The organism is uncultured Agrobacterium sp. (assembly GCF_913777885.1).
Classification (GTDB): Bacteria; Pseudomonadota; Alphaproteobacteria; order Rhizobiales; family Rhizobiaceae; genus Agrobacterium.
In genome coordinates, this window is record NZ_CAJYTV010000009.1 from 124,612 (window position 1) to 150,150 (window position 25,539).

The window sequence follows — 25,539 nt, forward strand, 5'->3', positions numbered from 1 at the left end:
CTGAAAACAGCGCGCCGCTGAAAAAGAGGGTCACCATGTCTATCCAACAGAACACGGCGTCGAGCGCCGTTTCCTCAATGACTTCGAAACTCCTTCAAGCCCTGACCGCTGTAGCGCTCGGACTGTTTATCGTCGGTTTCGTCGGCTTCTCGCATGTCGAGGCCATGCATAATGCGGCGCATGATACGCGCCACGCCAATGCCTTCCCCTGCCATTGAGGGGAACTGAGATGTCGTTTTTCAGGAATATCGTTTTTACCGCTGTGCTCGTCGGCCTGATTACCGGACTGGCCGTCAGTGCCATGCAAGCGGTTGGCACAACGCCGCTCATTCTCCAGGCGGAAACGTTCGAGGGTGCCGGCAGCGAAGCAGACCATTCGCATGATGCCGCCACACCAGCCGATCACCACCACGACGCTGAAGCTTGGGCCCCCGCCGATGGGTTCGAGCGTAACGCCTACACCGTGGCCGCCAATGTGCTGACTGCCATCGGCTATGCGCTCGTGCTCACTGGCCTGATCTCGCTTCGCGGCGCTCAGGGTGGCTGGCGCGAGGGGCTTTTCTGGGGGCTTGCGGGCTTTGCCACCGTGATGTTGGCTCCGATGATCGGCCTGCCGCCGGAACTGCCGGGAAGCCCGGCGGCCGATCTCGGTGCGCGCCAGATCTGGTGGATTGCAACCGCGGCCGCCACGGCCGGTGGCATTGCGCTTCTTGCGTTTCGCCGTTCAGAGCCTTGGGCGGTGATCCTTGCTGTCGTGCTGATTGTTGCGCCGCATGTCGTCGGTGCGCCGTTGCCGCCTACAGGTGAACACGCGCTGGCACCTCTGCCGCTGGAACGCCGCTTCGTCGTTCTCGCCACCGTTACCAGCTTCGTCTTCTGGCTGATCCTCGGCTCGTTGAGTGGCCTGTTCCTCAAGCGTTTCGAAGCTGCAAAGTAAGATGATCACAGGGGGAAACGCAGCCGACTGGAGCGATGAGCTCGATTGCCTGCGTTTTCCGGTTCCCGGTCATGGCGCGCTTTGCGCCATGCATCGTCTTGCCTTCAAGGCGCTCCTGCAAGAGGCGCCGACAGCGCAGACGTGCCGGGCTTACTTCCTGGAAAACCGGGACGCTTTTCTCGATGCTGCGCGCAAGAAGATCGAGCGGATGACAATTCCATCCGACCGAAGCCTCCACATCAACAGCCGTGATTTACGCCGCGCCATGGCGGTGGAAGACGCGCAAGGACCGGCGCGCCTCTGCCGTGTTCTGGACCGTTGAAAGCACGATGAGTGGACTTGCACAGAGCGGCCTTTGTGGCTTCAGAGAGAGGCATGGCGCCCTATCGATGCTCTGCGGAAAACACCGAAAGTTCGCTTTCGGCTTCCGGTGCCCAGAGACCAAGGGCTTCCAATACCTCTGTCGCGAAGCTCACCGGCGAGTTGCCGGGCGCGGTGACGATGCCCTTGTCACTGACAGCCCTCGGCTGGTCGCGATAAAGCACTGACCCATCATAAGCGTCATATCGCTGGTGCGATTCCAGCGAGTTCCCCGTGTGCGCAACGTGGTTCAGGATGCCGGTGCCTGCTAGCGCACTCGCGGCGGCGCAGATCCCTGCGACGACGCGTTCTTTTTCCCGAAAGCGATGGACCAGATCGCTGAAATCGGGAGCCTTACCCTTTTCCCAAGACAGGCCGCCAGGAATGACGAGGGCGTCTATAGTGCTAGGATCAAGGGCGTCGTGAGCCGTTTCCGGCGCGACCTTGAACCCACCCATAGACGTAACGGGTAGGCCATCTGGAGATGCCGTTACGATCTCGACACCAAGATAGCCCCGCGCCGCAGCGGCAAGCAGCGCAGGCTCCCAATCGGCAAACTCTTCTGTCAGGGCAATTCCAATACGGGCCATATCATCCTCCAAAATATCAGAAGGCGGATCAGGCGATCGCCTGCATGAAGCGCATGCCTGTGACGGGACGCGAAATGAAATCCATGTTTTCGTAGAACTTGTGCGCGGCGAAATTGCCGGTCGCAGCCCCGACGGACAGGAAGTCGCAGCCGCATCGCTTGGCTACATCGCGAGCGCGCGCCACGAGGTGCTGACCGGTGCCGTGTCCGCGATGACCGTCACGCACGAAGAGATGGTGCAGCTCCATTCCTCGGCGGCCTTCCTGGGCGCGGTAGAGCGGCACGAGAATGGCGTAGCCGATAAGCTCGCCTGCAGCTTCCGCCACCAGTGCGGTGATCCAGGGGACTTGGCCGAAAAGATCGCGCTCCAGCTTCTCAGGCGTGATCGCTGCGGCATCGCCATGATGAGCGGCAAGCAGCGTGATCATTTCGTTGAGTTCGGGCAAATCCGCCGGGCGCGCGCCACGTATGGTGACGACGGGCGGTCTCGGCAGTGTCAAAAGGCTGTCTTCGGTCATTGGTCTGGTCCTTCGGGTTTTCTGGTCTTTTGCCGTCAGGACGCTTGGAAAACAACAAAGCCGCCTAACGGCGGCTTGTTGACAAAGTGATCTGTCGAGCCGCCCTTTACAGGTAGGCCCAAAAATACGTGCAGGAGATGGGTGCGCGTTCGTTGATCATGGGCGATTCAATGCGCTCGAATCGGAAAGCTGTCAAGGGGTGGTTTCAGCATTCCGGCCTCTCCAGTTCCATCCGACTCACGGGAGCGAGTGTTTGATTGACATCGGTCCCGCTCAAGCCGCTATGTGCATCGCCGAGATATTCAACCAAAGTGCAGGCAGGGACGAACGAGATTTATGACCACGCAATCGGCAGAGCAGTTGGGTTTTCATCGTGCAGGCGTCTCGCTGCTTCCCATAACCCAAGCAACGGCAGCGACATTCACGGATCTGTTCATCGGTCTGACTTTCCTGTGCTTTATCTGTGCGGGGAGCAAAAGGGTCGTCTGCCCTGTGAACGGCGAGCTGGTTGGCGAGTCCGGTGACGTTCTGATTTTCCCCTCTGGTTCTATCGTCACCTTGGAAAACCGTCCCGTCAGTGCCGCGAATTATAGGGCGACCGGCATCTACTTCGATCATGAGTTGATTGACTCGGTTTTCTCCGATCAGCCACGCGCGGCAGGCTCGCCCGGCGTTCAGATCATTCGTAAGGCACAAAGCGATGACTATGATGTCGTGGAGATCACGCGGCGAGCACTGGATGATGACGCTTCGCCCATCTCGGTCAAGCGCCATCGCCTTTTGGAACCCTTGGTCTGGCTTCGCCATCACGGAGTCCATTTGCCGAAGCGAGGTGAAGATCAGCCATGGAACCAGGTGCGGCGTCTGATAGAGGCCGACATCAGCCAGCCTTGGCGGGTGGAAGACGTTGCTCGGCATTTTGCCATGAGTGAAGCCAGTTTCCGGCGGTGGCTAGCGAAATCCGGTCCCGGATTTTCGCAGATTCTGTTGAACACGAGATTGGAGAAGGGGTTAGGGATGTTGCAATCGACAGACTTTTCCATCTCCAACATCGCCCTGGAATGTGGATTCAAGACGCCTTCGCATTTCTCAGAGGCCTTCCGCAAAAGGTTCGGTCTTAAACCACGTTCTATCCGAACAGCCGAATTCTGATCGTTTTTCGATAGTCTTTGATCGCGAGCCGGAAGCTCGAAATTCCTGGCCGGTTTATTTCATTGAGCATGATCAACGTCTGGAAAGGACACCTCATCATGCTGAAAAGGAACGTCGTAGCCGGCTTCATGCTCGCCTTGCTCAGCGCCACGACCGCTAGCGCAGCGGATTTTAAATTGTCGAGTACGTCGATTGCCGAGGGCCAGCAACTTGCGTCCACCTTTGTCTTTAAGGGCTTCGGCTGCGAGGGCGGAAATCAGTCGCCGCAGCTCGCCTGGTCAGGTGCGCCCGCCGGTACGAAGAGCTTTGCCATTACGACCTATGACCCGGATGCCCCCACAGGCTCAGGCTGGTGGCACTGGAACGTGGTGAATATTCCCGCTTCTCAAACGTCGCTCGAACTCGGCGCGAGCGGCGAGAAGAAATTGCCAGCAGGAGCGTCGGAAATCCGCAACGATTATGGTGCGGCCGCTTTTGGCGGAGCATGCCCGCCACCTGGTGAGGTCCACCGCTATATTTTCACCGTCCATGCCCTCGGCGTAGAGCATCTGGATCTGCCGGACAATGCCAGCAACGCCCTAGCTGGATTCATGATCGGCGCTAACACCATTGCCACGGCAAAGATCACAGCGGTCTATAACCGTTAAGTGCGTAGCAGAGGACAGTCGCAGGCGATGGCGACTGTCCTCTGCAGCATGACATCTTAATGATCGTGATCGCACAGACCATGATCTGACAGTGCCCGGATAACATAGCAGTCTTCGATCGAATGCCCGTCGCAGTGGGAGACGATGCGTTCCAACTCGTGTTCGAGCTTCTTCAGCTTGGCAATCTTTTCCCGCACGGTGGCGAGATGATCGGCCGCAATTAGGTCTGCACCTGCGCACGGCATTTCGCGATGCTGACTAAGGGCAATCAATTCTCGTATCGCGTCGATGTTGAGACCAAGATCTCGGGCGTGCCGAACAAAGGCGAGACGTTCGAGATCAGCCTTCTCATACCGTCGCTGGTTGCCTTCGGAGCGGTCCGCCTCGTTGAGCAAGCCCATCTGCTCGTAATATCGGATGGTCGGGACTTTCACGCCGGTCCGCTTCGATAATTCGCCGATGGAATACATGTCCTCATCCTCATAGCTATAGCTTGTAGAGATATAGGTTTAAGCCAATCAGGACGCAATCCTTCTGCCGTCTCCCGCCGTCAGGCATTCGAGAAAAGCGTTGGCTATTTACGAGCGCTGATGGAGTATGACGAGAACGCCTCACTTCAATGATTATCGCCGTGCCCAGTATCTTATCGACCGATCTTTCCGTTCCCTCTCTGGCATTTTTGGTCCTTGTTGCCTTGAGCGCAGGCCTGGCTCGCGGTTTTTCCGGATTCGGTGCCGCGCTGATTTTTGTACCGCTCGCGAGTTCGGTGATGGGACCTCAGATCGCCGTTCCGCTTCTTCTCGTGGTCGATGGGGTGATGACGCTGGGCATGATACCGGCTGCTGTACGCCGTGCGGATCACTGCGACGTACTCACCATGGCGGTCGGCGCCATCATAGGCGTGCCGCTTGGTGTCCACCTTTTGATAACACTCGACCCCGTCATCATACGCTGGGCCATTGTCGGCATCGTCGTGGTGCTGCTGTCGCTCTTGATATCCGGGTGGCGATACCGTGATAAGCCAAAGGCAATTCTGACAGCAACTGTTGGTCTAATTGCCGGCGTGTTTTCCGGCGTGGCGCAGATTGGTGGACCACCGGTCGTCGCCTATTGGTTGGGCGGGGCGGTCCCGGCGACCATCGTTCGGGCCAATATCATCGTCTACTTCGCGATTTCCACAGTCCTCAACGCCACGGCCTATCTTTGGAGCGGGCTCATCACCCTTCAAATCCTAGCCTTGGCGGTTTTGGTCGCACCGACCTACGGACTTGGCGTATGGCTGGGCAGCAGAATGTTTGGATTGGCAGAGGAAAGAACCTTTCGCCGCATCTGCTATGCGATGATCGCGACTGCTGCGGTGATCAGCATGCCGTTGTTCGATGCGTTGAAGACCTGATTCCAAATCCCTCCACAGACATTCGCCCCGTCCCTCGTAGCGAGGAGAGGCTTGCGGCTTCACTTCGAGCAATATAGTATACCCCCCTATACTATGTAAGGATAAGCAGATGTCCCATACGATCAGAGACAAGGATAAGCTCCTGGCGCGTATCCGCCGCATGAAAGGTCAGATGGAAGCCGTCGAGCGCGCGCTTGAAGGCGGCAAACCCTGCGGTGACGTGCTGCAGCTTCTTGCCTCCGTGCGCGGCGCACTTTCCGGTCTGACGGGTGAAGTTATGCAGGAGCATCTGCACGAGCATGTTCTGCATGCCGAAAATGACGAGGAACGCGCCAAAGCCGCAGAAGAGCTGGCGCAGGTTCTGAAAACCTACATTCGATAAGGTGAAGACGATGGCCATGATGGAACACAGTCATACGGATGGCACGCATACGCATGTTTTTTTAGGAAGCGATCATGAGCGCAACGAGCGCCGCGTCTGGATGGTCATTGCCCTGACCACAGTCATGATGGTGGTGGAAATTGCCGCTGGCCACTGGTTTGGCTCCATGGCGCTGACAGCCGATGGCTGGCATATGTCGACACATGCGGGCGCGATGCTCATTTCGGCGCTTGCTTATCTCTACGCCCGAAAACATGCGCATGATTCAAGGTTCACCTTCGGTACGGGAAAGTTTGGCGATCTTGCCGGCTTCGCCAGTGCGGTAGTGCTCGGCGTCGTCGCTCTACTGATCGCGTGGGAAAGCGTGCTGCGTTTCGTCTCGCCGGTGGAGATCGACTTCAACCAGGCCATTATCGTTGCGGTCATTGGTCTTGTCGTCAACATCGTCAGCGCCTTGCTGCTGAAGGACGATCATCACCATCATGGGCATCATCAGGGCCACCGCCACGACCACCACGATGGCACCGATGATCATGACCATCCGGATGAAAGCCACGATCATCATCGTGGGGCTCACGCTCATCACGCGCATGGATCGCACGCACACCATGAGAGCCGCGACAACAATCTACGCGCCGCTTACCTCCACGTAATTGCGGATGCGTTGACGTCGGTTCTCGCTATAGGAGCGCTTCTTCTAGGAAAGTGGAATGGCTGGACCCTTCTGGATCCCGCCATGGGCATTGTAGGTGGCGTCGTCATAGCGCGTTGGTCCTGGAGCCTGCTTCGAACCACGGGTGCAGTGCTGGTGGATGCCATCCCTAGACATCGCTCGCTCATTTCGCAAATCCGTGGAGCCGTTGAAACAGGGGAGGAGAACATAACCGATCTGCATGTGTGGCAAGTCGGTCCAGGACATCATGCGGCAATCGTGTGCCTATCGACAACTGGTGAAAAGTCTTCCGCTTTTTATCGCGATAAGCTTTCGAAGATTTCCGAGTTGTCCCACGTGACGATCGAGGTCAACGCAGCAGCTTGATCTGCGAGGCATGTTGAATTACGGGATTTGGCTTCGCGTGAAAGCGATCGTGCCAGATCTGGCAAGGCCGCCGCCGGAAGTGTCCGGCGGTATCAGTGTTCCGTATAGGCCTGGTAGACCCAGGCGGCGTCAGGATCTTCCCCTGTCGAAAGAGGAGCCGTCGTTGGTGCCGAAGCGGCTTCTTTTACCGCGTCGCGGTTGACGGTCCAGAGCACGCTTGCCAGCGAACTTGCCTGCAGGGCATTGACGAAAGAAATCGTGCTGCCACTAAAGCCCGGCGACGACACTTCCGATACGACGACGTCCGTTTGCACTTTCTCAATGGTTTGTGAGCGACCGTGGTAAAGCGATCCGCCAATGTTGTTGTCGATATTCATCGGGAGCCTCTTCAAGCTGTTAACGCTTTTTTAACCGCTGAAGCTTGCGCGAAGCTTGCCGCACTCATGCTTGGAGCGCTCACAGTGCTTGACATGAGGCAAACCCCTGCTTCGTTTTTGTAATTCAGGGGCTTGCAAAACAGCAAAAACCCCGCAAATGCCGATTCTCTGACGATAGGACGCCATCCGAAACTGCATTAGACGGGGGATTATGCTGGTTAGCGCTAAAGCATCGGCACTGGAATTGAATTCGATTCTCAAGAAGCACGATCTATAGATCGACGAAGAGAGGGCGCCATCTTTAGTCCAACAGGACGTATGGCGCTCTCAAGTCAGCGGCGCGTGTTCTCGCGTCACTCCTCTTGTCGGAGTATCGTTCGTTGCCTCACGATTGGTTCTTGCCTGCTACTTTGAGAGCGAAGGCATATTCGAACGCGATTTCCTCCAGTCGCTGGAAACGGCCCGATTTGCCGCCATGACCTGCCGCCATATTGGTTTTCAGCAGGATCGGCGCGCTTCCAGTGGTCTTCTCACGCAGCTTTGCTACCCACTTCGTCGGCTCCCAATAGGTCACGCGTGGATCGGTGAGACCGGAGATCGCGAGCAGAGGCGGGTAGGGCTTTGCACCGACATTGTCATAGGGCGAGTAGGCGGCAATCCACCGATATTCCTCTTCCGACTCCAGCGGGTTGCCCCATTCCGGCCATTCGGGCGGGGTCAGAGGCAACGTGTCGTCCAGCATTGTGGTCAGGACGTCCACGAACGGAACGGCGGCAATGATGCCGGCAAATTTCTCCGGCGCCATATTGGCGACAGCGCCCATCAACATGCCACCCGCGGACCCGCCTTCGGCAATGATACCGCTATAGGAGGTGAAACCCTCTTTTACCAAGTGGTCGGCGGCGGCGATGAAGTCCTTGAAGGTGTTCTGCTTGTGCTCCATCTTGCCGTTTTCATACCATTCGAAACCTTTGTCCTTGCCGCCGCGAATATGCGCGACCGCATAGATAAACCCACGATCGGCGAGCGACAGATTGTTGGTGCTGAATGAAGCGGGAATGGTAATGCCATACGCGCCGTAGCCATAGAGCAGGCAGGGTGCCGAACCATCGAGTGGTGTATCCTTACGGTAGAGCAGGGACACTGGCACCAGCGCACCGTCATGCGAAGGCGCCATGACGCGTCGGGTCACATAATCGTCCGGATTATGCCCGGACGGCACTTCCTGGGTTTTGAGAAGCGTGCGCTCGCGTGTCACCATGTTGTAGTCGAACAACTGGCTTGGCGTCGTCATGGAGGAATAGCTGAAGCGGATAACGTCGGTGTCGTATTCCGCCGCACCATGCAGCCCGAGCGAGTAGGCCTCTTCCTCGAAAGCGATCGCATGCTCCTCACCTGTCGAGCGATCGCGGATGACGATGCGCGGCAGTCCGTCCCGGCGCTCCAGCCAGATCAGATGGCGGGCATAGGCATCGACCGAGAGAATGAGGCGACCCGCTTCATGCGGCACGACCTCTTTCCAGTTCTCTTTGCTCGGCGCGCCAACAGGGGCTTCGACAATGCGGAAATCCTTGGCGTCGCCATCATTGGTGAGGATGAAGAAGACGTCTCCGCCTTCCGTCATCGAATATTCGATACCCTCTTCGCGCTCGGCGACGATCTGCGGCTCGGCCAGCAGATCCTTGGTGGAGAGGAGACGGTATTCGCTGGTCTCGTGATCATGAATATCGATGAAAATGAAGTCATCAAGAACTGAGGCGCCGACGCCCATGAAGAAACCCGGGTCTTTCTCCTCATAGACGAGACGGTCGGAAGATTGAGGCTGGCCGACGATGTGGTGGAAGATCTTGGACGGTCGGTGGTTTTCGTCCTGAAGCGTATAGAAGAAGCTCTTTCCGTCAGGCGCCCATGCGCCGCCACCGCCGGTATTTTCCACCACGTCGTCAAGATCCTTACCGGTGGCAAGATCGCGGATGCGCAGCGTGTAGAATTCCGAGCCCTTGTCGTCATAGCTCCAGATGCCGCGGCTGTGGTCGGAGGACTGATCGAGGCCGCCGAGACGGAAATAGTCCTTGCCTTCGGCTTCCTTGTCGCCGTTCAACAGGACGTGCTTCTCGCCACCATTGCGCGGGGTGCGGAAATAATGCGGCTGCTCGCCGCCAGTCACGAAGAGTGTGCCATAGGCATAGGGCCCGTCATTGACCGGCACCGAGGAATCGTCCTGCTTGATGCGGCCCTTCATTTCTTCGAAAAGCTTCTCCTGAAGCGTTTTCGTATCTGCCATCGCCGCTTCCATATAGACATTTTCCGCCTCCAGATGCGTGCGGATCGCCGGGTCGAGCAGGGAGGGGTCTTTGAACATCGCCTGCCAGTTATCCGCCCGCAACCAGGCGTAGTCATCCGTGCGTGTAATGCCGTGATAAGTATCCGTCACCGGCTTCTTCTGCGCATGGGGTGGGGTGGGCAGGTTCTTGAATATGGTCAAGACAAACTCGCTTTCGTAAGAAAATCATTCTGCTTTTTCATGATGTAAAGTGCCCCTGCCGCGCTATCAAGTTTCTATTGTCCCCGACCGAATATCGGCAGGGCACATTTTGGTCAGGTTTCGATCACATTCTCGCGTTAGACGACGATAGAGTCTGCTGCGTCGAGGAGACGCTGCAGATACCTCCCTGCAAAGAATGACAAGAAGACTTGAGAAAGCCTCATAGAATCCGATGCAAAAGCCCCTATCGATCGCACTTTTGACCGCCTTTTCCGTCCTCTCGTTCTCGCTTCCGTCGTACGCCATCGATGCAAATGTCATAAGACAGTTGAACCAGCTTGCGCCCGAGGAGCGGCTGGAGCAGCGTTGCGATATCGAGGCGATGGAGCGGATTGCCAAGGAACAGAAAGGCATGAAGCCCGATAAGGTTATTGCCTATGCCTTCGGCGATCCCGATGTTGCCAAGGATTCGATCAAGGCTTCGGGCGCGGTGTTCCGCAGCGCTGGTGAGTGGTATCGCCTCAAATACAAGTGCCAAGTGGCACCCTCAACTCTCGGCATCCGCAACTTCGATTACAAGGTGGGCGACAAGGTGCCGGAGTCGCAGTGGGCGAAGCACTATCTCTACGACTGAGCAAAAAAATCGGCGCGGTGGCCCGGGTGACCGCCGCGATCACGCCGACAAGAGCCGCGCTTCCTCGCGAATGCGGTTCACCATGGAGCGGAGGCCGTTGGCTCGCTGGGAGGACAGGTGTTCCACCAAGCCGATCTTGCCGAACACGTCGATGGCATCGAGGGCGGCGATCTCCGAGGCCCTTTTGCCGGAATAGGTAGCAAGGACGATAGCGACGAGTCCCCGGACGATATGGGCGTCTGAATCGCCTTCGAATGTCAGCACGGGATCAGGCGCGCCATCGCTATGGCTTACGACCCATACCTGGCTGGCGCAGCCCTGTACCTTGTTCTCCGCCGTCTTTTTGTCCTCTGCCAGATCCGGCAGTTCCTTCCCAAGCTCGATCACGTAGCGGTAGCGGTCCTCCCAATCGTCGAGAAAGGAGAAGTCGTCCATGATCTTGTCGAGAGAAGCCATTTGCCTGCCATCCATGTTGCTGCACCGATATAGGTCAACGGCAGGGTAAATTGAACCGCTGCCGCTAAGAAAAAAGCCCTGCGGCGAAGCTTTCACTTCGGGCAGGGCGTCAGGAGTCGGGCAGTCAGGCAGCGCATCTATAGCGGGATGCGCCGCAAGGGATGGTGAGAGTATCACTCAAATCTGTATCGGTTCTGCTGTGGCGTTGCGCGTCTGGCTATTCAGTCAGAGGGCAGGACGCTTCTGCGGCAGGGGAATGGTATTTTCGACCTTGATGGTGCCGGTTTTGATATCGTCGCCAGCTGTCACCGTTTCGACCTTTGTGGCAGGAACGTTCGCGTTGGCGATTTTGGGCTCATCGGTTGCGTTGAGATGGGAATCGATCAGTTCATAGGCAACCTTGGCGCCTTCGCGGGCTCGCTCACCAAGCGCATGGAATGTTTCGGCGCCCTTGATGCAGACGTCAGGCTTTTCGACGCAGATGGCACTGACATAGCGGTATGCTTCGCTGGCGGCGGACATCGCGCCTGCGACATTCATCTGCGAGTTCTGGCTGTCTGTGCTGTTACCGCCAAAGTAGGACAGTGCGACGAGCACCAGCGAAAACCAGATCATTCCTTTGATGAGAAACCACATTGCACGACTACCCTGTTTGACTGGCGTCCTTTTCGGATCATCCGTTGTTGCCCTGTTGTCCGGGCTTGCAAACACCCTAGCGCCGAGAGCCCAACAGCCCTTTGCTGAAAACCGCGAGATTTAATTCAAATTGTAACGACTTGTTCCCCCCGAAAGTCGATGAATCCCTGATCTCACAAATTTTAACGGTCGATGTTAAGCATAATTGCGGCAGTGGGGCGAAAATGCAGGCGATTGGGCGCGCATCCCTCGCCTCAAGTATTAACGCAAACGGAAAAATACAAGAAAATCCTTCGCTTACCCACCGTTAACCATGATTGGCAAAGGACTGCATATTTGCGCCGAAATGGGATTTCGGGGTGACTGGAGCGCCTTCGTCACCCTCGCTTTTATCCATTCCTTAAGCCGCGTGCTTCTATTGTCAGGCATGATTGAAGGCAGGTGTTAATCCTGCTGCGTTTTAGAGTGCGGTGTCCTGGTATTGCGTAACATAGCGGAAAAAGCGATTGCGGTTGTCGATCATGTCGCGGGCATGTGGTTGTCGCGCATGGAAGACGATACCAGCGAAAGACTGGCAGTCGTTGCCGCGGTTCGTCGTCTCGCCGCCTTTGCTATCGTCGCGCTATTCCTCGCTCCTGCCATCATCTGCTTCATTCTGCCTGCATCAGTTGCACTGCCTCTCGGTGTAGCGCTGGTGGTCGCGGTATTCCTGGCGTCGTGCGCGGTGCTTTTGACAATTCATCAGCCCACCAGAGAGATCGCAGCTGCGGTCATCAACCGCGAGCAAATCGCATCCTCGCAGGTTCCGGGTTTACTATTGTTCTTCACCGAACAGGGCGTCGTCGAGGCCGTATCGGGTCGCGACCGGCGGAGCTTTCCGTTGCAGATCCAGAGCAGCGCAGGACATGTCTTTGCCGAAATGGTGCATGTTTCCGACCGCATTGGCCTGATGCAGGCTTTCGATACACTGCGTCAAGGAGCAGATCATGCGGTTGCCGACCTGCGGTTCGAGAACGGTCCCGTCAGTCGCAAGATTCAGTTCATGTATGCCCGCATAGACATGACGGCGGAGCGGGATCAGACCGGCCGGCTCGTGCGCGTCATCGGCCAGCTCAGCGATGTCAGCGAAATGGAAGTTCTACGCCGCGAAATGGCCCGAAAGGCCGCAGAGGCGGAATCTGCGACCGAGGCAAAATCGCGCTTTCTGGCGGCCGTCAGCCACGAATTGCGCACGCCACTCAACGCCATACTCGGCTTTTCCGACATTCTTGCCGGCGAGTATTTTGGCAAGTTGGAGAACGATCGTCAGCGCGAATATGTTAAGCTGATCCGTCAGTCTGGCGGCCATCTGCTCTCCGTCGTCAACACGATGCTGGATATGAGCAAGCTGGAGGCGGGACGTTACGAGTTGATGATGGAGCCTTTCCGCATCAGCGATGTCATCGCGTCATGCGAAGGCATGCTTGGTCTCCAGGCGAAACAGAAGGGTCTGACGCTGACGAGCCGCATTCAGCGCGATCTTGGCGAGATCGTCGCGGATCAGCGGGCCGTCCAGCAGGTTCTGATCAATCTGGCGAACAATGCCATCAAGTTTACCGAATCCGGTGGTGTGGTTGTCATCGATGCATCAATGCAGGATGATATGCTAAAGCTAACGGTCAGCGACACGGGCATTGGCATTGCCGCCGATAAGATCGAATTCCTGGGCCAGCCCTTCATGCAGGTCCAGAATGATTATACCCGTCGCTATGAGGGCACGGGGCTGGGACTATCGCTCGTGAAGGGACTTGTGGAACTTCATGGCGGCAGACTTGCAATCACCAGCAAGCAGGGCGAAGGAACAGTCGTCACGATCCTGCTGCCTGCCGATGGCTCCGGCGAGCCGCGCAGTACTTGCGAAGATGCCGGTGCGCCTGTGGAGTTTCCGCCGCGCTTGAGAGAGAATGCGGGTGGCGCCGACATGAGAAAGAGGAAGGACACTGCGGATGGCCGCGCCAAAGCGAAAATCGCCTAGGAAAAAAACTGTCCGGAAGGAGCCTGGCTTGCTGTCTGTGGCTGCGCGCGCCATGGGCCAACAGGTTCTGTCTCATCCGAAACTGGTTGGCGGCTCCGCCGCGTTCCTGATTGTTTTCGGCTTCGTTTCCGCCAACGCCCTCTGGTACCAACCCGGCCATCATCCGGCACCTTTCCTGCGCACCCGAGATGAGGATGATCCAAATGGTATTGCGGGTTACCGCATGACGTCGACGCTCGGCCAGCACGGTAACGTTACGACCTTCCGCATAGAACGACAGGCGGATGCTCAGGAGATCGATGCGCAACAGGCCTCGGCTCAGCCAGAAGCAGGGCAGGTAGCAACCGCCGGACAAGGTCAACAGCCTGCCAGCCATCCACCTTCCGAGCTGGTTGCGGAAATCCAGCGTGAGCTTGCGCGCCGCGGCCTCTACGATGGTCCTGCCGATGGCTTGAGGGGCCCACGCACAACAGCGGCGATCCTTTTCTTCGAAGAAACCGTCGGCATGGAGCAGACGGGGGAACCGACGAGCCGGGTCCTGTCCGCGCTGAAAATAGATAGCGCAACGACCGTTGCAGCCATCCCTAAGGCTTTGCCAAAAGATCGCCCCGCTGCGGCCAATGGCGGAGGGGTGGCGCTCGATCCGGTCGCTGCCGCAATCCGCAATGCGGAGGCCAAGCCGCTCAAGCCGCAAAATGTCTCTCTGTCTTCGGCAAGCGGCACCAATCCTGCCGGCAAGGATCTTGTTTCAAAAATCCAGCAGGGCCTTGTCAACATTGCTTACGCCGATGTGAAAGTAGATGGTTTGGCTGGTGAACAGACGCGCCAGGCCATCCGCAATTTCGAGAAGCACTATCGCCTCCCCGAGACAGGAGAGCCGAGTGAAGCGGTGTTGAAAAAGCTCAAATCTATCGGGGCTTTGTAAGAGCGAACGGAATCTTTTTCTGAAGGTTCGTCGACACAACCCGGCTTTTGTGAATCAGTTTCTGAGCGTTCTTGGTCAAAGCGTTGGGTGGACTCGCTCTTTTTTCAATCTCTCATGCCGATTTGGTACTGCATCCGAGAAAAGAATAGCTTGGCAATATTGCGCGTTCTATAAGTCTCGTCATGCGTCTCAAGTCCGAAATCTTCGTCTCCGCTCTCATGCGTCGCGTCTTCGCAGCAGGCGACTTTGCCGCCATTGAGCGAAAGGGAGCGGAGGAGGCGGGCGCGATCTTCATCCGCCAGCGACTGCGCGACGGACGCGAAAATCTCTTTGGCCCGGCCCCTCAAAGCTTTGCAGAAGATAATGAGATCCGTTCAGAACGTCGGTTTGAACAGCGGCTTAAAGAGGCGACCGCCCTACAAGTGGACAGTCTTCTGGACAAGGAACGCCGGTTCGACGAGGATCTCTGGGTCGTCGAACTGGAAACCGAGAGCGTTGACGACCTCTTCACCCTTGTGGCCTGACGTTGCTTGGATGCGCCGGAATGCTTCCTGTGATCGGAAACCACTGCGTTTTGGCACGCATTAAAGCCTCGACCCATCAAAGCACGCTGCATAGATTCAAATCGGCGAAGTGCCCTTCACGCCTGCAACGAGACGCACGGCTCTTTAGCGGCGTACAACCAGTTTGTGAACTGCGGCAGGTTCGGGAGAATGCGCGCTGTCACTGCTCTGCGGATTTGTTGTGTAACGATCCGCGCGGCGCCAGCTTTCGATCCGCTCTTCACATTCGACAGTGTCGAGTGACTCGAGCATAGCTTCGGCACGGCTTGTATCGCCAGCAAGCTTCCTCATATGCGGATAGAAACATTCCAGAATGAAGATGGCGTCGTTCATATCCATGCCGATGCCCACAAGCGTCGTGGCCAACTGGCGTCCGGAGATGTCGAGGAGGATGCGCTCCGTTAGCCAGTGACTGGTGGAGAGTGAATCCGAAAGGGTTGCGGCAAACCGGCTCGCATCGCGCTCGCGCGCGAACCGGACCAGCAATGCTTCCTGCACTTCGGTCAGGCGGCGGACGCCGAGCGTATCGCCCGCAGGGCGGTTGAGCTGACGCGCCATCGTGCGAAGCTGGCTTCGCAGCTTCTCCTCGCGCTCGGCTCTCGCCGCATCTGACTGGGAGGTGCGGATATCCTCGTTGGTCACGCCCATGCCATGGCGTGAATGTCGCAAACCAACCAGCGCGTCGATGACGGTTGGGGACAGATCTTCGCGCCGGACGATCGTTCTGGCATGCGCGCCACCTTGCGTTCGGGCGATCGCGATCAATGTCTCGTCATTCAGCGCCTTGGAGGACACCAGGAAGGGCGCAGACAGCGAAATCGGCTGGCTAGCGATAAAGAACGCGACGGCTGAAGGCACATGAGGGTTCTGTGAAAGGGCAGCAATCGCCTCTCGCTTCGCCTCGGTGGTGGAGGCGGAAAAGAGCGGCAGAAAAAGCTCTGCAAATTGTCGCAGCTCTGATCTGGATGGATGAGGCAGCCCTTCGAAACTCGAGACGGTCGCCATCAATACCACGTCTTTCTTCCTCTCGGCCCTTGGCCGTTCCAGTTCTCGAAATCGGTCTGTCAACGCAATACCCAACAAGACGCAAAACTACAGGAGCACTCAAAATAGAATGAATGCGTTGACGCCCTGTTAACCACGGGTCCCGAGAAGAGGCTTTTTTCGATAATTCACAGCTATTTTGTTAACCAAAGGAATTTTCGTTCCGATGGAACCGAGCTCATACGTTTCGCGTTTGCCAAGGCCGATCGGAAGAAATAGGTCGCCATGCGAAAGTAAAGCTGTTCTGCACAAGGCATATTAGGATTAACGCTTGCTTAACTTTCTCGTGATTCTATAGCGTGGGCAAGTGCAGCATTCGGTGATATGGTCCTGAAGCGAAGCAAAGCCCATGAGGGCGGGAGAAGCATCCCGGACCCCGTGTTTCTGCCCAGTCCGTGGACTGGTAATGCCCGATGTAGTGGTACTTGGCATTCCATATCGGCTCAATGCCGTTGTCTCAAAGACCCGGCACAAAGATCAAAAACAGATTTTTGCTGAAAGCTCGATATGGCGCCTGCTCATACCGGACGGTCGCATGCGACAATGTATATGGCAATCCGGTCAACAAGTTCCGTCGTGCCGAGTGGAAGGAGATGGCAATGGCAGACATAATTTCGATTTCGACGGCAACACGCCGTCCACGAAAGCCGGACGACGCGCATATCAGTGCTGGTGGACCAGCGCAGATCCTGTTTTTCACCGGCGTGCGTTATGAACGAACAGACGCAGCCAAAACGGTAAAGGCACGCAAACGCAAAGTCAGCGCAGTTGCAGGACAGGACAGTGCGATAAATTCTTGAGCACTTAAAACCTGCGTGGAGCAGTCTGATATTCTCAACCGGCCTTTGGCTTTTGCGCACACCCAGACGTCCTTATCGAAAGGACAACCGATATTTCAGCGCGCGGCATCGACATGCCGTCTATCTGATCGCTGTCGGCTCGCACGTCGCCGCTCCCAGGAACCGCTCCGCTTCTTCGAGAAAGCTTGCCTGCGGGACCATCGTTCGTAAAACGACGTAGCCCTTTTCATGCCCTGCTTCTACCAGAATGGATTTCGACAGCGCCTGAACCTGCGTCTTGCGAATGGCGCCGCTCTGTTCGGCGTTGGCAATGACAATATCCAGCTCTCCACCCGCCGACGTGCGGTCGTTCATGCTGAAAATCTCATTCGATGCGCTGTCGAAGACCGCAATGGACCAGAAGGGAACAGCGCCGAAGGCCGAGAGCCTAACCGGTTTTTCCTCGATATCAAAGGTGCAGACAGCCACCCGCATGAACGGGTCTTCGCTCACGAGTTCTGCCTTGTTCTGGCCGGGCCGGTCAATTTTGGGCTCGACCATATGGAAACGGTTTTGCACACCCTGTGCAACAGCACGCGTATAAGCGTCGCGGTTGGAAAAATGCGGGATGGAAAACAGGATGACGAGGTGCAGAACGGCGGCTCCGACCAGACCCGTGAAGATAGACAGGAGGAGCCTAAGCATGACTGCAATCCGTCTTTTCGATGGCTGGCATGGTAATGTCGATAAGGCCGGTGCTGCCTGCAATCGGCGTGTCCAGCAGGGTCAGAACCAGTTTGAAATTGCCAGCAGGCGGCACTGCCAGCCAGTTGAACGGAGTGGCAGTCGCCGAAAGCGTCACGGATACGCCGCCCTGCGGGCCGTGCAGAAGGTTGCGCGAGTTGAGAGCGATTGGCCTGCCTGAGCCATCATCCAGCAGATTGCCTTGTTGATCGGCTATGTACAGTGTCCAGAAGCGCGCGGGCGGCAGATTTCCGCTCAGAGTATAGCGGCATTGACCCGTCAGTCGCTGACCGCCGCTGTCCATGGCTGCGGTGAAAGCCAAGCCCTCTGCAGTCCCGTAGAGCAATTTTCCCGCATCAGCCCGGTGCGCTTTCGCATAAGGGTCTGCTTCGATCGTCTGCGACTCTGGAAAGGCGTCCCAGGCGCCGATCTTGATGGAGCCGAAGCCGGACGTGGCTTCCAGTGCCACAAGCGTGGAAACGATGCCACCGCCAAAGGCAATGACCAATGAAAGGGCGACAAGAAATGGGACTCGAAACACGCTGCTTTCCCGATTTGGAGCAGCGCCACGGTTAGCATTGATTTCGACGCGGGGAAATGCCTCAGCATAAAGGATGATGAACGCTAGAGGGAAAATTCATCGGTTTCGATTTCAATATCGCGATGAACAGCTTTTCGCGACCGATGCGGAAACCAGACGATGCGGAGGTGGCAGCGGCACTGTCGCCGTCACGTCCGCACCTTCAATGACGCATGCCGCATGACACACAGGTCCCACATATACCGAACCATTCGATGCACGAGGAAGCAGCGCAAAGCTGCCGACATGCTGGGCGTTAACCAGGTGAGGCTTACTCGTGGATCGTATAGGAACCAAGTTTGCACAGGTCCTGTCTATCCTCGGTCGTATCGAGATCGGAGCCTTCCTCGAACTCGAAGCGCATGTCGTAACGACAGACCGTGCGGCCATCTGCAATGGTGATCTCGATGCTTTCGCCAGGCTCCAGAACCTGCTCGCCAAAGACGTCGTCTTCCCATTCGTTGACGCCGACCGGTGATGTATAGAACCGCGTCAAAACCGAGTTAGTGCCGTTCTTCAGCGTGAACGTCAGATCGTCTGCATGTGCCGCTGCGGACGCGCACACAAGAGCTGCCACAGCGGTGAGTATCGTGTTCAATTTTTTCATGATTGTCCCCCCCGAAAGCCATGTTATCACTGAACTCCATTGGACGGTTTCGTATTGGAGTTTCAAGCCATCCTACAGCGAAGCCTCTTGGATTTCGCGATTGATGGGCGAACCTTTTTTGGGATTTTGCCATTGTGCAGGCGTCTATTCTGACTAGGGGCTACTTTAAGCCGTTTGTTGACTCTGGCAGAGTTCGTATATGCCAATGCTGAAAGAGGCGGCGTTCTCGGAGCGAAGGAAAACATATGATTTCTGCTGAACTTTCCGGTCTTGCCGCGGACGTGATGCAGGGGGATGAGGACAGCTCTCCCGCGTCCCGTTTGATCGACGCGCGCATTGCGGAGTTGGGCGATTGGCGGGCGGAGGTATTATCGAAGATCAGGTCGATCATCCGGGCCGCGGATCCACGGGTAACGGAGGACTGGAAGTGGCGGGGCGTGCCGGTCTGGTCTCGTGACGGTATAATTTGTACCGGAGAGACATATCGCTTCATCGTCAAAATGACGTTTGCTCACGGTGCGTCCTTGGAAGACCCAATTGGTCTTTTCAACGCGTCGCTTGAAGGCGACACGCGTCGAGCCATCGACATTCGCGAAGGTGAGGAGGTCGATGAAGAGGCTTTGAGTGCGCTCATAGCGCGCGCCATAGCGTTTAACGAGGCGCGCGCCGCAGAACGCGGTCGAACACGATAAGCAGGCGTTCTCAACGGTATTATGTCGCGGGCGCGAAACGCTTGACTGTCGCTGTCTCACCGCATCGTTCGGGACGATGCGGTGTTAAAGAAGACGGAGCGTCATTTATGCGCACCAGGGGACGCGCAGCGCTTTAATTGGCGGGTGCTGGCTGTCCTGTAGCCGCAGGCATCGAGGGTTGTGCCGGCTGAGCAGAGCCCGCAGGCGCTGCAGGTGGTGCTGCGCTTACAGAGGAGCCCGAGACATCGTCCGTCGCGATAGGCGCGGGAGTGACAGTGCCGTCGGCGGCTGCCACACGCCAAACCGTGTTGCCTGCGTCATCCGCCACAAGCAGCGCGCCGGTGCCGTCTATGCCGACGCCAACAGGCCTGCCCCTGGCCTTGTCACCCTGGATAAATCCTGTCACCACGTCCTGCGTTTTCCCGACCGGCCTGCCGTTGTCAAACGGCACGAAAGTGACGCGGTAGCCGTTGAAGGCAGTACGGTTCCAGCTGCCATGTTCTCCGATGAAGGCACCGTTTTTATACGGCGCAGGCAAGGCGGAGTTCAACGAAAAAGTAAGCCCGAGCGCAGCGACGTGGCTGGACAAAGCGTAATCCGGCTTGATCGCCTTTTCCACCATGTCGGGCCGCAGCGGATGGACACGATTGTCCACATGGTTGCCATAGTAACTCCATGGCCACCCGTAAAATCCGCCTTCCTTGACGGATGTCATATAGTCCGGCACAAGATTGGGACCGAGTTCATCGCGTTCGTTGATGACGGCCCAAAGCTCCTTGCTCTGCGGGTTGAAGGCAAGGCCGTTGGGATTGCGCAGGCCTGAGGCGAAGAGTTTCCACGCTCCTGTCTGGCGGTCGACCTGAAGAATGGCGGCGCGGTTCTTTTCCGCTTCAAGCCCGTTCTCGACGATATTGGAATTCGAGCCGACCGACGCATAGAGGAACTTGCCATCTGGGCTAAGCGCCAAGTCCTTCGTCCAATGATGGTTGATCGGTCCGCCCGGAAGTTGAGTGAGCACACGCGGCTCTGCGGTTATCTCGTTCTGACCGAGTTGATACGGATAGGCGAGGATTTCATTGGCGGTCGCCACGTAAAGCGTATTGTCGGCGAAGGCCAGCCCAAAGGGGGAGTCGAGCTTTTTCAAAAGATCGTGGCGCTCGTCCACCGTGCCATCCCGGTTGGTGTCCTTAAGCAGGGTAATGATATTGCTTTCCTTCGGCGGTCCGCCAGTTTCGCCATGCGCGATCGACATGATGAAGCCGCGAATGATGTCCTTTGGGCGCGACGAGGACTGTCCGCCTTGTGGCCCACGCGACTGAACCACAAGAACATCGCCGTTTGGTAAGGTATGAACAGTGCGCGGGTTGACGAGATCCTTCTGGTAGACGGAAATCTTCAGCCCTTCCGGCACCTTCGGCATTTCACCATCCTTCCAACCGACGACCTCCGCGACCTTCAGGTCGGGAATCAGGCTCATGGCTGGCTCCGGCAAAACAGGATCGGGACCGATCTGCTGCGAGATGTCGAAATTGTCGTTCTGGTCACTGCACGCAGGAAGGACAAGTGCAACGCCCGCAAGCACTAGGACGGGTGTGAGAATGCGAGAAACCATGATTATACTCTCCAGGCCAGGCGCGTGTACTTTCGGGAAGAGGCGGAAACCGCCATCAGCGACACGACAAAGGTGATGGCCGAAAGCAAAAGTCCGTAAGGGACCACTGCCGTCCAGCCGTCACCGGCATGAAGGAGACTGTTGGTGAAAGCGAGCAGCAGCATCACGATAAAGAGGACGATGGAAGCAAAGGACGGGCGCATGGGCCGCGTGCGCCGGCGAAGCAGATCGATAAGACCGGCGAGAATTGCGATGCCGCCAGCGACCAGTCCCGCAAATAAAAGCCATGCTGAAAAATTTGACCACATCAGATTGGCTGTGCGCCAGTAGGCAATGTCCGTTGCAAGCGCCAGAGAAAAGCACACGAACGGAAAAGGCACGAACAGCAACTGGAAAGGATAGGCGGAAGCTTCCCTGTGGGATGCATCACTCATGTCATTGCTCCAACCGGTATTGAAGGGAGCGCTCTCGTGCCAATAGGCTTTGAGCGCCACTATGATGTTGCGAACGGTTCAAGAGGTCATCTGGTTGCAATTGTCGTACTTACAGACACACTTAGAGATGTCTGTCGATTATTCGTGTGGAAAAACGTCGCTCAATACAAAAATCGCACGATCGAGTGTTGTACTCCCCACATGAACAGCCCCAAGATTGCATTTTTGGGTATCTGCAGCACCACCCAACAATCGAGATCGATTAGCGAAGGTAAGGGCCGCAGATGGAGATGTAGAGCGAAGCTTTTGCTTGCATGAGCAAGGCTTTGCAGACGCATTCAAGGGCTTGGCATGGGTAGTTTTTCGATTTGGCACTGGGTGATCGCAATCGGCATTATCGCCATCATTCCGGTGATTTTCGCGATGAGAAGTCCACCTCCAGGTCCCAACCGCTTCGGTGGCTTGCCATACGCCATGGATTTTGTAACGGCGGTATCGACCTTCTTCAAAAACTACACCAATTTTTCGACGCGTGCGAGCCGGTCGGAATTCTGGTATTGTGTCTTGTTTTTGATTTTGGCCTCTACCGTCCTTAACGTAATCGATCGGTCCGGGCTTCTTAGCATCGTATTTTCGTTCGCCACGATTACGCCGACTATAGCGCAAAATACCCGGCGCCTTCACGACATCAATCGCAGTGGATGGCATCAGCTTCTTTGGCTCATTTTGCCTATCGGCTGGGTGGTTTTGATCGTGTGGTACTGCACGCCGGCACCCGATGGAGCTGCGTTGACGCGAGGCACGACCGTCAAACCAGGCAAGGATACCGTTGAAGCGCTCGAAAAACTCATGAAGCTACGTGAGAGTGGCGCACTGACACAGGAAGAGTTTGAGACAGAGAGGAGAAAGATACTTGGGTCTGCTTGAGTTCAAACTTACGGCAGCCTGTCGTGCAAACGTGTCGGATGCCGTCGCGATGCGACTTCAAGCAGGACAAGGCATGAGGCGTGTAAGGGAATACATCACGCCATACTTATAGACTTTCGCATCCCTCGATTGGGCCGCGGTGTGACATTGCTCCTTCAGGTGTGACCGGCACACTAGTTTCCGGCTTCGGCCACCTTTTGCGGTGCAAGAGTAGGGGCCGAGGCCTCTTTCAGCTGCTTGCCAACCGCACGTAGGATTCGGGTGGCTTCGGCCGAAAGAGAGCGAGGGCGTGTGAGCGCCGGAAGCGCGCTTGCATCGGCGGAAGCAATCTGCGCTCCATTCGCGCCGGGTTGCGGGCGAGAACCTGTCGGCAGCGGGTTTTGGATGCCTGGGATAGGGCGCAGTTCCATGCCCTGGTGGGCGTAGTCCATCAGCCGCTTGAAGGTCATGGCGGGAAGTGCGCCGCCTGTCATGTTGTTCATTGAGGTAAAGTCGTCATTTCCGAACCACACGGCTGTCGTGTAGTTGCCGGTAAAGCCGACATACCAAGCATCGCGGTAGGCCTGCGACGTGCCGGTCTTGCCGCCGGAGACGATGCCGTTGTCGAGCGCGCCGCGCCGTGCGGTGCCTTCCACCGGAATGGTCACCAGCATGCGGTTCATCTTGGACGTCGCCTCTTCTGAAAGCACGCGATGCGCAGGCGGCTCGTCGCGGTCGAAGTCGTAGAGCACCTTGCCTTCATAATCGAGAACCTGCTCGATTCCATGACGGCGCGACTGCATGCCATTGGCCGGGAAGACGGCGTAGCCCGTAGCCTGATCCAGCACCGTCAATTCTGAGGTACCAAGTGGAATGGTCTTGTCGCTGCGAAGCGGCGTTGCAACGCCCATGGCTTTTGCCGTGTCGACGATGATCTGCGTGCCAAGCACATCCTTGGCAAGACGCACCGGTACGGTGTTGTAGGATTTCGCCAGTGCGGTCTGCAGCGTTACCTTGCCGGCATAGGAACGGCCGTAATTCTGCGGCGACCAGCCGCGCCATGTGACCGGCGCATCGGAGATCAGCGTCTCCGGCTTGTAGCCCTTTTCCATGGCGGCGGAGTAGGTATAGACCTTGAATGACGATCCCGGCTGGCGAAGGGCCGCTGTCGCGCGGTTGAACTGGCTTTCGCCATAGTCCCGACCACCGACCATGGCGCGGATGCCACCGCCATTTTCGATCATCACCATTGCGCCCTGCTTGACCTTATAGCCTTCGCCGAATTCGCGAAGACTGCCTTCCATCGCCTGCTCTGCAGCCTGTTGCAGGCCGGTATCGATTGTGGTGCGGACCACGACCGTATGGTCCTTGATCTTGCCGTCCTTGGCCAGACGCTGCACCTCGTCAAAAGCCCAATCGAGGAAGTAATCGGGTGCCTGCACCTCTTCGCGGTCGATGACGGTTGCAGGGTTACGACGTGCGCCAACGACCTGACCTTCAGTCATCAATCCGCCCTGAACGAGGTTGGAAAGCACCGTGTTGGCGCGTGCGCGTGCCGCCGGCAGGTTGACATGCGGCGCGTACTTTGCCGGAGCTTTGAACAGGCCGGCGAGGATGGCGGATTCCGCCAGTGTCACATCCGTCAGGTTCTTGCCGAAATAGAATTGTGCCGCTGCTGCTGCACCAAAGGTGCCGCCGCCCATATAGGCGCGGTCGAGATAGAGCGCGAGGATTTCCTTCTTCGACATATTGGCTTCCAGCCACAATGCCAGAAAGGCTTCCTTGATCTTGCGCTCCAGTGATCGTTCATTGGTAAGAAACAGGTTCTTGGCAAGCTGCTGCGTCAGCGTTGAGCCACCCTGAACGACGCCGCCTGCACGGGCATTCTCGCTCATGGCGCGGGCAAGGCCGATGAAGTCGATGCCGAAATGGTCGAAGAAGCGACGGTCTTCGGTCGCCAGAACAGCCTTGATAAAGTGATCCGGCATCTGGTCGATCGGAACGGAATCTTCATGAATGATGCCGCGATGGCCGATGGTGTTGCCGTAGCGATCAAGGAAAGTCACGGCAAAGTCGCCGCGATAGCGCCAGTCCTTCTTGGTTTCCTCGAAGGCGGGCAGGGCAAGTGCCAACAGAACGACGGACCCAGCCGTGCCGACGGTCAGCGCGTTGCAGGTCATGTTGACGACGAATTTCTTCCATCCGCGCACATGCAGCTTGCGGGAGGCGATCGTCACTTCTTCCCAGAAATCGAATGCGCGAGATGCAGCAGTCCACAGGCTGGAATCGATCCATGAATCGATCCGAAGCAGAATATGGCGTTTACGGCGCGCCGGCTTCTTGTTGTTGTCTTCCTGCACCTGAAACGTATTCCTGTTCGATGTGGCGAGCGAACGCTTGACGCGGTAACCTTGCGCGGGTCATTCCTCACCACCACTCCGCCGGATTTAAGAATTATCTTATAATCGGGCCAATGGCGATAAGACAAAACGGGCTTTTCTATTTGAGGCCCGACGATGCAAAATGAAACGGAAATCTTAACGATGAGTGACGCGCCGTTCTGGAAAACCAAATCGCTGGCGCAAATGAGTAACAGCGAGTGGGAGAGCCTGTGCGATGGCTGTGGCCTTTGCTGTCTCAACAAACTGGAAGACTGGGATACGGGCGAGGTCGTGTTCACCTCCGTCGCCTGCCAGCTTCTGGATGGCACAAGCTGTCGCTGCTCCGACTACGACAACCGGCGCGCGACCGTGCCAGACTGCATCCAGCTCGATCTCAAGCTGGTGGATGAAATTGGCTGGCTGCCACCGACCTGCGCCTACGCTCTAGTACGCGACGGACACGATCTCTACTGGTGGCATCACCTGGTTTCGGGCGATCCTGAAACGGTGCATGTCGCGGGTGTCTCTGCGCGTGGTCGCACGATCAACGAGAAGGACGTCGATGTAGAAGACTTCGAAGACTATGTTGTAGATTGGCCGTTGACGGTGGGCGAGCGTCCGGAAGCGCAAAAACCACGTTGAGCGTAGGG

The 25,539-nt window shown here is 57.0% G+C and carries 30 protein-coding genes; 16 read left to right on the forward strand and 14 right to left on the reverse strand.

Annotation, left to right across the window (positions count from 1 at the left end; all coding sequences use genetic code 11):
* The first annotated feature begins 35 nt into the window (after window positions 1–35).
* Genes QZ869_RS07825 through QZ869_RS07835 form a run of 3 tightly spaced genes read left to right on the forward strand, consistent with a single transcriptional unit; the run spans window position 36 to window position 1,259 of the window.
* Window positions 36–218: a CbtB domain-containing protein gene (locus QZ869_RS07825; protein ID WP_296103810.1), complete on the forward strand. Its 183-nt coding sequence runs from the start codon at window positions 36–38 to the stop codon at window positions 216–218.
* Between the two features lie 11 nt (window positions 219–229).
* Complete coding sequence (locus QZ869_RS07830; protein WP_296074268.1) at window positions 230–937, forward strand: CbtA family protein; 708 nt, start codon at window positions 230–232, stop codon at window positions 935–937.
* Window position 938: 1 nt separating this feature from the next.
* A complete protein-coding gene (locus QZ869_RS07835) occupies window positions 939–1,259 on the forward strand; it encodes a hypothetical protein (RefSeq protein ID WP_296074271.1) in 321 nt (106 codons plus the stop codon).
* Window positions 1,260–1,320: 61 nt separating this feature from the next.
* On the opposite strand, the gene QZ869_RS07840 is transcribed toward QZ869_RS07835, so the two are convergent.
* Both QZ869_RS07840 and QZ869_RS07845 read right to left on the reverse strand, forming a co-directional pair.
* A complete protein-coding gene (locus QZ869_RS07840) occupies window positions 1,321–1,887 on the reverse strand; it encodes a type 1 glutamine amidotransferase family protein (protein WP_296103812.1) in 567 nt (188 codons plus the stop codon).
* A 28-nt stretch (window positions 1,888–1,915) separates the two neighbouring features.
* Window positions 1,916–2,404, reverse strand: a complete 489-nt coding sequence (locus QZ869_RS07845; protein WP_296017151.1) for a GNAT family N-acetyltransferase — start codon at window positions 2,402–2,404, stop codon at window positions 1,916–1,918.
* Window positions 2,405–2,740: 336 nt separating this feature from the next.
* Here QZ869_RS07845 and QZ869_RS07850 point away from each other — a divergent pair, with 336 nt between their 5' ends.
* Window positions 2,741–3,556 (forward strand): helix-turn-helix transcriptional regulator, encoded by an 816-nt coding sequence (locus QZ869_RS07850; protein WP_296103816.1) that lies wholly within the window; start codon window positions 2,741–2,743, stop codon window positions 3,554–3,556.
* A gap of 98 nt (window positions 3,557–3,654) precedes the next feature.
* The gene (locus QZ869_RS07855; protein ID WP_296103818.1) at window positions 3,655–4,203 is read left to right on the forward strand and encodes a YbhB/YbcL family Raf kinase inhibitor-like protein; all 549 of its coding nucleotides are present in this window, start codon (window positions 3,655–3,657) and stop codon (window positions 4,201–4,203) included.
* 56 nt (window positions 4,204–4,259) lie between these two features.
* Here the strand turns inward: QZ869_RS07855 and QZ869_RS07860 are convergent, their stop codons facing one another.
* The gene (locus tag QZ869_RS07860; protein ID WP_296103820.1) at window positions 4,260–4,673 is read right to left on the reverse strand and encodes a helix-turn-helix domain-containing protein; all 414 of its coding nucleotides are present in this window, start codon (window positions 4,671–4,673) and stop codon (window positions 4,260–4,262) included.
* Window positions 4,674–4,843: 170 nt separating this feature from the next.
* On the opposite strand from QZ869_RS07860, the gene QZ869_RS07865 reads away from it, so the two are divergent.
* The 3 genes from QZ869_RS07865 (at window position 4,844) to dmeF (ending at window position 7,020) form a co-directional block, all read left to right on the forward strand.
* A complete protein-coding gene (locus QZ869_RS07865) occupies window positions 4,844–5,599 on the forward strand; it encodes a sulfite exporter TauE/SafE family protein (RefSeq protein WP_296103957.1) in 756 nt (251 codons plus the stop codon).
* Between the two features lie 109 nt (window positions 5,600–5,708).
* Entirely contained in the window at window positions 5,709–5,981 is a 273-nt protein-coding gene (dmeR, locus tag QZ869_RS07870; protein WP_113272125.1) for a Ni(II)/Co(II)-sensing transcriptional repressor DmeR, read from the forward strand.
* Between the two features lie 10 nt (window positions 5,982–5,991).
* Window positions 5,992–7,020, forward strand: coding sequence for a CDF family Co(II)/Ni(II) efflux transporter DmeF (gene dmeF, locus QZ869_RS07875; RefSeq protein ID WP_296103824.1), 1,029 nt, complete (start codon window positions 5,992–5,994; stop codon window positions 7,018–7,020).
* 92 nt (window positions 7,021–7,112) lie between these two features.
* On the opposite strand, the gene QZ869_RS07880 is transcribed toward dmeF, so the two are convergent.
* Complete coding sequence (locus QZ869_RS07880; RefSeq protein WP_296074293.1) at window positions 7,113–7,397, reverse strand: hypothetical protein; 285 nt, start codon at window positions 7,395–7,397, stop codon at window positions 7,113–7,115.
* Window positions 7,398–7,782: 385 nt separating this feature from the next.
* Window positions 7,783–9,882, reverse strand: coding sequence for a S9 family peptidase (locus QZ869_RS07885; RefSeq protein WP_296103827.1), 2,100 nt, complete (start codon window positions 9,880–9,882; stop codon window positions 7,783–7,785).
* Window positions 9,883–10,114: 232 nt separating this feature from the next.
* Here QZ869_RS07885 and QZ869_RS07890 point away from each other — a divergent pair, with 232 nt between their 5' ends.
* Window positions 10,115–10,516, forward strand: coding sequence for a DUF930 domain-containing protein (locus QZ869_RS07890; protein WP_296015607.1), 402 nt, complete (start codon window positions 10,115–10,117; stop codon window positions 10,514–10,516).
* A gap of 39 nt (window positions 10,517–10,555) precedes the next feature.
* Here QZ869_RS07890 and QZ869_RS07895 read toward each other — a convergent pair whose 3' ends face one another.
* The gene (locus tag QZ869_RS07895) at window positions 10,556–10,972 is read right to left on the reverse strand and encodes a SufE family protein (protein WP_144621064.1); all 417 of its coding nucleotides are present in this window, start codon (window positions 10,970–10,972) and stop codon (window positions 10,556–10,558) included.
* Window positions 10,973–11,197: 225 nt separating this feature from the next.
* Window positions 11,198–11,608, reverse strand: coding sequence for a DUF5330 domain-containing protein (locus QZ869_RS07900; RefSeq protein ID WP_296103829.1), 411 nt, complete (start codon window positions 11,606–11,608; stop codon window positions 11,198–11,200).
* A 490-nt stretch (window positions 11,609–12,098) separates the two neighbouring features.
* Here QZ869_RS07900 and QZ869_RS07905 point away from each other — a divergent pair, with 490 nt between their 5' ends.
* From QZ869_RS07905 to QZ869_RS07915, 3 genes are all read left to right on the forward strand, one after another.
* The gene (locus tag QZ869_RS07905) at window positions 12,099–13,622 is read left to right on the forward strand and encodes a HAMP domain-containing sensor histidine kinase (protein WP_296103960.1); all 1,524 of its coding nucleotides are present in this window, start codon (window positions 12,099–12,101) and stop codon (window positions 13,620–13,622) included.
* Window positions 13,594–14,547 carry a peptidoglycan-binding protein gene (locus QZ869_RS07910; protein ID WP_296103832.1) on the forward strand — a complete coding sequence of 318 codons (954 nt, stop codon included), beginning with the start codon at window positions 13,594–13,596 and terminating at the stop codon, window positions 14,545–14,547. Before QZ869_RS07905 ends, QZ869_RS07910 begins: the two co-directional genes overlap by 29 nt.
* 182 nt (window positions 14,548–14,729) lie before the next feature.
* The gene (locus tag QZ869_RS07915) at window positions 14,730–15,071 is read left to right on the forward strand and encodes a DUF1491 family protein (protein WP_296082390.1); all 342 of its coding nucleotides are present in this window, start codon (window positions 14,730–14,732) and stop codon (window positions 15,069–15,071) included.
* A gap of 144 nt (window positions 15,072–15,215) precedes the next feature.
* Here the strand turns inward: QZ869_RS07915 and QZ869_RS07920 are convergent, their stop codons facing one another.
* Window positions 15,216–16,115 (reverse strand): DUF2336 domain-containing protein, encoded by a 900-nt coding sequence (locus QZ869_RS07920; RefSeq protein ID WP_296103963.1) that lies wholly within the window; start codon window positions 16,113–16,115, stop codon window positions 15,216–15,218.
* A 638-nt stretch (window positions 16,116–16,753) separates the two neighbouring features.
* Between QZ869_RS07920 and QZ869_RS07925 the strand changes: the two genes are divergently transcribed.
* On the forward strand, window positions 16,754–16,954 hold the full coding sequence (locus tag QZ869_RS07925; protein ID WP_296100816.1) for a hypothetical protein: 201 nt from the start codon (window positions 16,754–16,756) through the stop codon (window positions 16,952–16,954).
* A gap of 120 nt (window positions 16,955–17,074) precedes the next feature.
* Here the strand turns inward: QZ869_RS07925 and QZ869_RS07930 are convergent, their stop codons facing one another.
* From QZ869_RS07930 to QZ869_RS07940, 3 genes are all read right to left on the reverse strand, one after another.
* Entirely contained in the window at window positions 17,075–17,638 is a 564-nt protein-coding gene (locus QZ869_RS07930) for a DUF1254 domain-containing protein (protein ID WP_296015594.1), read from the reverse strand.
* On the reverse strand, window positions 17,631–18,218 hold the full coding sequence (locus QZ869_RS07935; RefSeq protein ID WP_296015591.1) for a DUF1214 domain-containing protein: 588 nt from the start codon (window positions 18,216–18,218) through the stop codon (window positions 17,631–17,633). The genes QZ869_RS07930 and QZ869_RS07935 overlap by 8 nt, the downstream gene beginning before the upstream one ends.
* A gap of 310 nt (window positions 18,219–18,528) precedes the next feature.
* Window positions 18,529–18,867: a hypothetical protein gene (locus QZ869_RS07940; protein WP_296101020.1), complete on the reverse strand. Its 339-nt coding sequence runs from the start codon at window positions 18,865–18,867 to the stop codon at window positions 18,529–18,531.
* A 281-nt stretch (window positions 18,868–19,148) separates the two neighbouring features.
* Here QZ869_RS07940 and QZ869_RS07945 point away from each other — a divergent pair, with 281 nt between their 5' ends.
* Entirely contained in the window at window positions 19,149–19,556 is a 408-nt protein-coding gene (locus QZ869_RS07945; protein ID WP_296103966.1) for a DUF1801 domain-containing protein, read from the forward strand.
* A gap of 133 nt (window positions 19,557–19,689) precedes the next feature.
* Here QZ869_RS07945 and QZ869_RS07950 read toward each other — a convergent pair whose 3' ends face one another.
* Together QZ869_RS07950 and QZ869_RS07955 are read right to left on the reverse strand one after the other, a co-directional pair.
* Window positions 19,690–21,168 (reverse strand): sorbosone dehydrogenase family protein, encoded by a 1,479-nt coding sequence (locus QZ869_RS07950; RefSeq protein ID WP_296103833.1) that lies wholly within the window; start codon window positions 21,166–21,168, stop codon window positions 19,690–19,692.
* Window positions 21,169–21,170: 2 nt separating this feature from the next.
* A complete protein-coding gene (locus QZ869_RS07955; protein WP_296103836.1) occupies window positions 21,171–21,602 on the reverse strand; it encodes a DUF2231 domain-containing protein in 432 nt (143 codons plus the stop codon).
* Between the two features lie 351 nt (window positions 21,603–21,953).
* Between QZ869_RS07955 and QZ869_RS07960 the strand changes: the two genes are divergently transcribed.
* Entirely contained in the window at window positions 21,954–22,529 is a 576-nt protein-coding gene (locus QZ869_RS07960; protein ID WP_367115322.1) for a DUF805 domain-containing protein, read from the forward strand.
* 173 nt (window positions 22,530–22,702) lie between these two features.
* On the opposite strand, the gene QZ869_RS07965 is transcribed toward QZ869_RS07960, so the two are convergent.
* Window positions 22,703–24,868, reverse strand: coding sequence for a transglycosylase domain-containing protein (locus tag QZ869_RS07965; protein WP_296077688.1), 2,166 nt, complete (start codon window positions 24,866–24,868; stop codon window positions 22,703–22,705).
* A 183-nt stretch (window positions 24,869–25,051) separates the two neighbouring features.
* Between QZ869_RS07965 and QZ869_RS07970 the strand changes: the two genes are divergently transcribed.
* Window positions 25,052–25,531, forward strand: coding sequence for a YcgN family cysteine cluster protein (locus QZ869_RS07970; protein WP_296037035.1), 480 nt, complete (start codon window positions 25,052–25,054; stop codon window positions 25,529–25,531).
* Window positions 25,532–25,539 lie beyond the last annotated feature (8 nt).